Raw genomic sequence first — 6,620 nt, forward strand, 5'->3', positions numbered from 1 at the left:
CGGACGCGGGCTGGCCGGCGCTGGCCACCGGCAGCGGTACCGCGGCCCGCCGGATGTGGCAGGAGCAGCCGGCCGCCTCGGTGCTGCTGCCGACCGGCCGCACCTTCGACGCCATCGACGTTCCGGACGTGGCCGGTTGCCTGGCCCTGGCCCGGATGGAGCGCATGGGCCTGCCGCTCGGCCCGGTCACCTGCACGCCCTACGGCCGGATGATCTTCTTCGTGCTGCCCGGGGCCTCGGTGAAGGTGCCCGGACTGGTCAGGAAGCAGGGCTGGTCCCCGGACGCCATCGACCTCCGCACCCACGGCGAGGGCGGCTGGGTGGCGGCTCCGCCCACTCGGGTCGGGCTGCGCGGTTCCGTGCAGTGGGCCCGGCAGCCCACCGCGGCGAACCGCTGGCTGCCGGACGCGGAGGAGCTGCTGCCGCAGCTGGCCTACGCCTGCGGCCGGGAGGCGGCGGCGACCCGCGGCCACTGACCCGTCCGCCACCGACCCGTCCGCCACCGACCCGCCCTCCCCCGACCCGCCCTTCGTTTCCCCGACCGCGACACCCTTCGCACGCCCCCGCCCGCGGCCCGTATCGTGTCGCCCGGACGGGGGTGCCGAACCTGCCCTGCGGGGAGCGGCCCTGGTCGGCGAGCGGAGGAGCGGTAGCGGTGACAGCGGACACGGAAGACGGCGGACAGGCCCCCGCGGTACGGATCGAGGGGCTGTGGAAGCGGTTCGGTGAGCAGGCGGCGGTCGCGGGGGTGGACCTGGAACTGCCCGCCGGACGGTTCGTCGGACTCGTCGGCCCGAACGGCGCGGGCAAGACGACGACCCTCTCCATGGTCACCGGTCTGCTGCGGCCGGACGCGGGCACCGTCCACGTCGCGGGCCACGACGTGTGGCGGGACCCGGTGCGGGTCAAGTCCACCATCGGCGTGCTGCCCGAAGGGCTGCGCCTCTTCGAGCGCCTGACCGGGCGCGAACTGCTCACCTACAGCGGCCAGCTCCGCGGACTGGCCGCGGACGAGGTGGACCGCCGGGCCGGGCAGCTGCTGGACGTTCTGGACCTGGGCGGCTCCCAGCACAAGCTGGTCGTCGACTACTCCACCGGCATGCGCAAGAAGATCGGCCTGGCGACCGCGCTGCTGCACAATCCCTCGGTGCTGTTCCTCGACGAGCCCTTCGAGGGCGTCGACCCGGTGTCCGCGCAGATCATCCGCGGCGTCCTGGAGCGGTACACCCGTTCGGGGGCGACGGTGGTCTTCTCCAGCCACGTCATGGAACTCGTCGAGTCGCTCTGCGACTGGGTGGCGGTGATGTCCGCCGGCCGGATCCGGGCGCACGGCCCGCTCGCCGAGGTACGCGGTGAGGCGGCCTCGCTCCAGGAGGCGTTCCTGGAGCTGGTGGGCGCGCACGGCGCGGGCACCGGCCAGGACCTGGACTGGCTCGGCGGTGCGCGGTGAGCGCCGTGGCCCAGCCGGGCCAGCCGCGCCGGTTCGGCACCGGTTCCACACCGGCGGTGAGCGCCCGGCCGCCGGTGGTGCGGGTCTTCGTCCGGCTCAAGTGGTCGCTGCTGCGCAACGGGCTGCGGCAGTCCTCCGGCCGCACGGTGCTCTTCGTGCTCAGCGGCGTGCTCGTGCTGCTCTTCGCCGCGCTGATGCTGCTAGGACTGCTCGCGCTGCGCGGCCGGCCCGACACCGCCGCGCTGGGTGTCGTGCTGGTCACCCTGCTGACCCTGGGCTGGGCGGTGATGCCGCTGTTCGCCGGCGGTGGCGACGAGACGCTCGACCCCGGCAGGCTGGCCATGCTGCCGCTGCGTCCGCGGCCGCTGCTGACCGCGTTGCTGGTGTCCGGCCTGATCGGCTTCGGGCCGCTGTTCACCCTGGTGCTGGCCACCGGGACGGTGGCGTCCGTCGCCCACGGGTGGGCCGCGCTGGTGGCCGCGGTGGTCGCGGTACCGCTGGTGGTGCTGGTGTGCGTGGCGCTCTCCCGGGCGGTGGCCACGGCCAACGCCCGGCTGCTGAGCAGCCGCAAGGGCCGCGATCTGGCCCTGCTGAGCGGGCTGTTCCTGGCGGTGGGCATCCAGGTCGTCAACCTGGCCGCGCAGCAGCTCGGGCAGGGCGGCGGCTTGGCGGTGCTGCGGCCCTACGCGGACGTGCTGCGCTGGCTGCCGCCCGCTTCCGCGGTCGCGGCCGTACAGGAGGCCGGGGACGGCTCGTACGGGGTGGCGGTGCTCCAGCTGGCCGGAACGGCGGGGCTGCTGCTGGCGCTGCTGTGGTGGTGGCACGGCAGCCTCACGACGATGATGACGGCGCCGGACTCCTCCACCCTGCAGGCCGCCCCGGAAGCGGACCGGAACGTGTCCGGCGGCCGGCTGGGCGCCCTGCTGCCGGCCGGACGGACCGGCGTCGCGATGCTGCGCTCACTGCGGTACGCGTGGCGGGACCCGCGGACCAAGGCGTCCTGGGCGACGTCGCTGGGCATCGGGCTGCTGCTGCCGTTCGTGACGGCCGTGCAGGGCAACGGCTCGGTCTACAACGCGTGTTGGGTGGCGGGGCTGCTGGGGCTGCTGATGTACAACCAGTTCGGCCAGGACTCGTCCGCGTTCTGGCTCGTCGCGGGCACCATCTCGACGCGGCGCGACGCCTACCTGGAGCTGCGGGCCAGGGCACTGGCGCTGACCGTGGTGGTGGTGCCGTTCACCACCGTGGTCGTGGTGGCCTCCGCGGCCGTCTTCGGCCAGTGGCGTGAGCTGCCGACGGCGCTGGGGCTCGCCCTGGCGCTGGCCGGGGTGCTCGTCGGGGGCGGCGCCGTCGCCTCCGCGTGGTTCCCCTACTCCATCCCCCAGGACAGCGGTTACAAGAACGTGGTGCCCGGCCAGGGCGCGGTCGCGTACACGAGCCTGCTGGTCGGCCTGCTGGCCGGCGTGCTCGTGTGCCTGCCGCTGCTGGCGCTGACCATCTGGTTGCACCTGGACGGCCGGGACGGCCTGCTGTCGCCGCTGCTGCCGCTGGGCACCGGCTACGGGCTGCTCGCGGCCGTGCCCGGCCTGCGGATCGCCGCGCCGCGCATCGTCGACCGGCTGCCGGAGATCCTCGCCGCCGTCAGCAAGGGGTGACACCGTCGGGCCCGCCGGCGGCCGTGGTGCGCCGGAGGAAGGGCTCGACGGCCACCCGCCAGCCGTCCGGCTGGTCGTAGTGCACGAAGTGGCCGGCGTCCGCGACCTCCGCGTAGCTGCCGCGCGGCAGTACGCGGACCATCTCCTGCGCCTCCGCCCGGCCCAGCTCGCCGTCCACGCCGCGCACCACCAGCGCGGGGCAGCGGACCTGGGCCAGCTCCTCCCAGTGGGCGTCGTAGACCCAGGTCTCCCGGGCCAGCAGCATCTGCCGGCGGGAGAAGACCGGCCGCCAGCCGTCGGAGCGTTCGGCCATGACCTCGGCGTAGAAGTCACCGCGGGACGGGTTGGGGCGTTCCAGCGTCGGATCCTCCTCGCTGAACCAGCGCCGCACGTCGGCGAGCGTCGCGAAGGGCAGCGGCCAGCGCTGGTACCACTCCTCCCACTCGCGCTGCGACTGCTCGCCGAGCGGCGAGGCCCGCATGTCGCAGATGACGAGGGACTGCACGAGGTCGGGCCGCTTCGCCGCGAGCTGCCAGGCGGTGAGCGCTCCCATGGAATGGCCGATGAGGTGGACCGGACCGAGATCCAGCTGCTCGACGGCCGCCTCGGCGTCGGCGACGAACGCCTCCCGGTCGAAGGGCCCCTCGGAGGGTTTGTCGCTGCGTCCGTGGCCGCGCTGGTCCAGGCAGACGGCGCGGTAACTGCCGGACAGCCAGCGGGCCGTGGTGGCCCAGTGCGAGGCACGACCCATCAGGCCGTGCAGTAACAGCACGCCACCGCGCGGGCGTTCCGCCGACTGCTCGACCGTGCGGCGGCCCGAATCGGGCTTCTCCTCGGGAGGATCGGTGAACTCCCAGGCCGCCAGCCGTACTCCGTCCCTGCCGGTGACATCGATGCGCCGCACCATTCGCCTTGGCACCCCCAACCCCCTCCTGCCCGCTGCACCCACTCCGACACCCAACACGCTATCGAATGCTCGTTCGAGAAGCGCTGTCGACGCGGCAACACCCCCCGATCGAGTGATGCCCGTGCACGGTTGGCCGTCTTCGGCCGGGGGACGTAGTGATCGGGGGACGGGCACTCCACGACGCCGCGGCGGCGCGGGTGCCCGGGAGAAGCGGCCCGGGGAGCTCGGGGCCTCGGGCCGTGATCGACGGGGGGCGCGGAAAAGCAGGGCCCCGGCTGCTCGCAGCACCGGGGCCCCTGCTCAAGGACCGGTACATAAGACGGCTTCCCTTCCGTCCCGCATATGCGTCAGCGACAGCGTCGCACGAGCGGTGCCCCGGCGTCCTCCTTCCGGAGAACTAGGGCCAAGGGATGAACCGTTGACTCCGTTTCAGCGCTCGGCCGCCCGCACCCGGCGGTCGCGCCGCCCGGTCGTCCCGGTGCGGCCACCTCACCGACCGGTCCCGACCAGCCCGCGCACGAACGTGGCACCGGCTTCGGACCGACCGCGTACGTACGCCGGTCCAGCCGCGCACGTACGTCGAACGGCCTGGCACGTACGTCGAACGGCCTCGGACCGACGTCGGACCGGCCGACGCAGGTCGACCGGTCCGTTCCGTCGGCGTGTGCCCGCTCCGGTGATCGGCCGCTTCAGCGCTTGGCCACGAAGACGTGGCTGGCGACCTCCTCCGTCAGCTCCGCCGCCTCGCCTCCGCTGCCCACGTGCAGGTTGCCGTCGGCACCCGGAGTGACCGTCACCACCGAGCCCGGCTGCACCCCGGCCCGGCGCAGCGTGTACATCAGCTGGGCGTCCGTCTGGATCGGCTCACCGATCCGGCGCACCACGACCGTCTTGCCGTCCGGGCCGGGCGACAGCTCACCGAGGCTGACCATCGCCTCGTCGAGGAAACGGTCGGGCTCGCCCTTCTCCCCCAGCTCCTCCAGCCCCGGGATCGGGTTGCCGTACGGCGACTCGGTGGGGTGCCGCAGCAGCTCCAGCACCCGCCGCTCCACGGCCTCGCTCATCACGTGTTCCCAGCGGCACGCCTCCGCGTGCACCTGTTCCCACTCCAGTCCGATCACGTCGACCAGCAGGCACTCGGCCAGCCGGTGCTTGCGCATCACGCGCGTCGCGAGGGTGCGCCCCTCGCCCGTCAGTTCCAGATGGCGGTCCCCCGCGACCGTCACGAGTCCGTCGCGGGCCATGCGGGCGACGGTCTGGCTGACCGTCGGACCGCTCTGGTCCAGACGCTCGGCGATGCGGGCACGCATGGGGACGACGCCTTCCTCCTCCAGCTCCAGAATGGTGCGGAGATACATCTCCGTGGTGTCGATGAGTCCGGACATTCGTGCCCCTCGTCAGTTCGTGCGGTGGCCCTGGCTCAATTCTGACGCATCGCGCGGACAACCGTCCCCGCCCGAGCCCGGCCGCCCCGCCGCGGCCCGTGCCGTGCCCTGCGCCGCGGTCCGCGTGTTCGGGTGTCGCGGGGCCCCGAGGCCGGTCGTGCGGGCCTATTGAAGGGTCTGGTCCAGACCTCTAACGTGTGCGCAATGACCGAGAGTGAGCTTGCCGACCAGTTCTTCGACAGCGCCATCAGCCTGCTGGAGAAGGCCAGGACCACCACCGCCGAATCCGTCCGGGCCGCCGGCGTCCTGCTCGCCGAGACCGTCGCCGACGGCGGCCGGCTGTTCGCGTTCGGCGCCGGCCACTCCTCGCTGGCCGCCCAGGACGTCGTCTACCGGGCCGGCGGGCTCGCCGTCGTCAACCTGCTGAGCGTGCCGGGCGTCGTCGGGGTGGACGTCGTGCCGGCCACGCTGGGCAGTGCGCTGGAGCGCGTCGACGGGCTGGCCGCCGCGGTGCTCGACACCAGCCCGGCCCGCGCCGGCGACGCGCTGGTGATCATCTCGCTCTCCGGACGCAACCCGCTGCCGGTGGAGATGGCGATGAACGCCCGGGCGCTGGGGCTGAAGGTCGTCGCCGTGACCTCGGTCGAGTACGCGGCCCGCACCTCCTCCCGGCACGCCTCCGGCACCTTTCTCAAGGACCACGGTGACGTGGTGATCGACAGCTGCGTCCCGGTCGGCGACGCCACGCTGTCCGTGCCCGGCATCGCGGCGCCCTTCGCGCCCGCCTCCACGGTGGTGACCAGCGCCCTGATGCAGGCCGTCCTCGCGACCGCCGCCGGCGAGCTGGCCTCCCGGGGCATCGAGCCGCCGCTGCTGCGCTCCGGCAACGTCGACGGCGGCCACGAGTGGAACGACCACGTGATGACCGAGTACGCCGACCGGATCTTCTACCGCCGCTGACCGGCCCGCCCGGAACCGGCCGGGCGCCCGCCGCCACCACCGCTACCGCGGCACCTCCAGGGAGTCCGCGAGGTCCACGGCCGCGGCCACCCGCACCGCCACGTCCTCCGCGTACACCGCGTCGGCCCGGTCGAAGGGCCGACGGCCGGCGGCCCGCAGGAAGGTCACCACACCCAGCGTGCGGCCCCGGCTGCGCAGCACCGAGCACAGGCCGTGCACGACGTCCTCCGGCCAGGCACGGGCCGCCGCCCAGCCCTGCGTCG

The 6,620-nt window shown here is 73.8% G+C and carries 6 protein-coding genes and 1 pseudogene; 4 read left to right on the top strand and 3 right to left on the bottom strand.

Going from position 1 to position 6,620, the window contains the following annotated elements; translation table 11 throughout:
* From ACYVE9_RS12205 to ACYVE9_RS12215, 3 genes are all read left to right on the top strand, one after another.
* The coding region (locus ACYVE9_RS12205) for a bifunctional DNA primase/polymerase (RefSeq protein ID WP_461027821.1) at positions 1 to 476 on the top strand (476 nt) is incomplete at its 5' end.
* A 179-nt stretch (positions 477 to 655) separates the two neighbouring features.
* On the top strand, positions 656 to 1,450 hold the full coding sequence (locus ACYVE9_RS12210) for an ABC transporter ATP-binding protein (protein ID WP_461027822.1): 795 nt from the start codon (positions 656 to 658) through the stop codon (positions 1,448 to 1,450).
* Complete coding sequence (locus ACYVE9_RS12215; RefSeq protein WP_461027823.1) at positions 1,447 to 3,105, top strand: transporter; 1,659 nt, start codon at positions 1,447 to 1,449, stop codon at positions 3,103 to 3,105. The genes ACYVE9_RS12210 and ACYVE9_RS12215 overlap by 4 nt, the downstream gene beginning before the upstream one ends.
* Here ACYVE9_RS12215 and ACYVE9_RS12220 read toward each other — a convergent pair.
* Positions 3,092 to 4,012: an alpha/beta fold hydrolase gene (locus ACYVE9_RS12220; RefSeq protein WP_461027824.1), complete on the bottom strand. Its 921-nt coding sequence runs from the start codon at positions 4,010 to 4,012 to the stop codon at positions 3,092 to 3,094. The two genes, ACYVE9_RS12215 and ACYVE9_RS12220, sit on opposite strands and share 14 nt — an antisense overlap.
* Positions 4,013 to 4,701: 689 nt before the next feature.
* Positions 4,702 to 5,397 (bottom strand): metal-dependent transcriptional regulator, encoded by a 696-nt coding sequence (locus ACYVE9_RS12225; RefSeq protein WP_461027825.1) that lies wholly within the window; start codon positions 5,395 to 5,397, stop codon positions 4,702 to 4,704.
* Between the two features lie 204 nt (positions 5,398 to 5,601).
* On the opposite strand from ACYVE9_RS12225, the gene ACYVE9_RS12230 reads away from it, so the two are divergent.
* Positions 5,602 to 6,357: an SIS domain-containing protein gene (locus ACYVE9_RS12230; RefSeq protein ID WP_461027826.1), complete on the top strand. Its 756-nt coding sequence runs from the start codon at positions 5,602 to 5,604 to the stop codon at positions 6,355 to 6,357.
* A 42-nt stretch (positions 6,358 to 6,399) separates the two neighbouring features.
* Here the strand turns inward: ACYVE9_RS12230 and ACYVE9_RS12235 are convergent.
* Positions 6,400 to 6,620, bottom strand: a pseudogene (locus ACYVE9_RS12235) (diguanylate cyclase); the annotation flags it as partial.

This window comes from Streptomyces sparsus, assembly GCF_054776295.1.

Coding starts and splice junctions, on each gene's coding strand:
- ACYVE9_RS12220 (WP_461027824.1), bottom strand. CDS start 4,012: ATGGTGCGGCGCATCGATGTCACCGGCAGGGACGGAGTACGGCTGGCG.
- ACYVE9_RS12225 (WP_461027825.1), bottom strand. CDS start 5,397: ATGTCCGGACTCATCGACACCACGGAGATGTATCTCCGCACCATTCTG.
- ACYVE9_RS12230 (WP_461027826.1), top strand. CDS start 5,602: ATGACCGAGAGTGAGCTTGCCGACCAGTTCTTCGACAGCGCCATCAGC.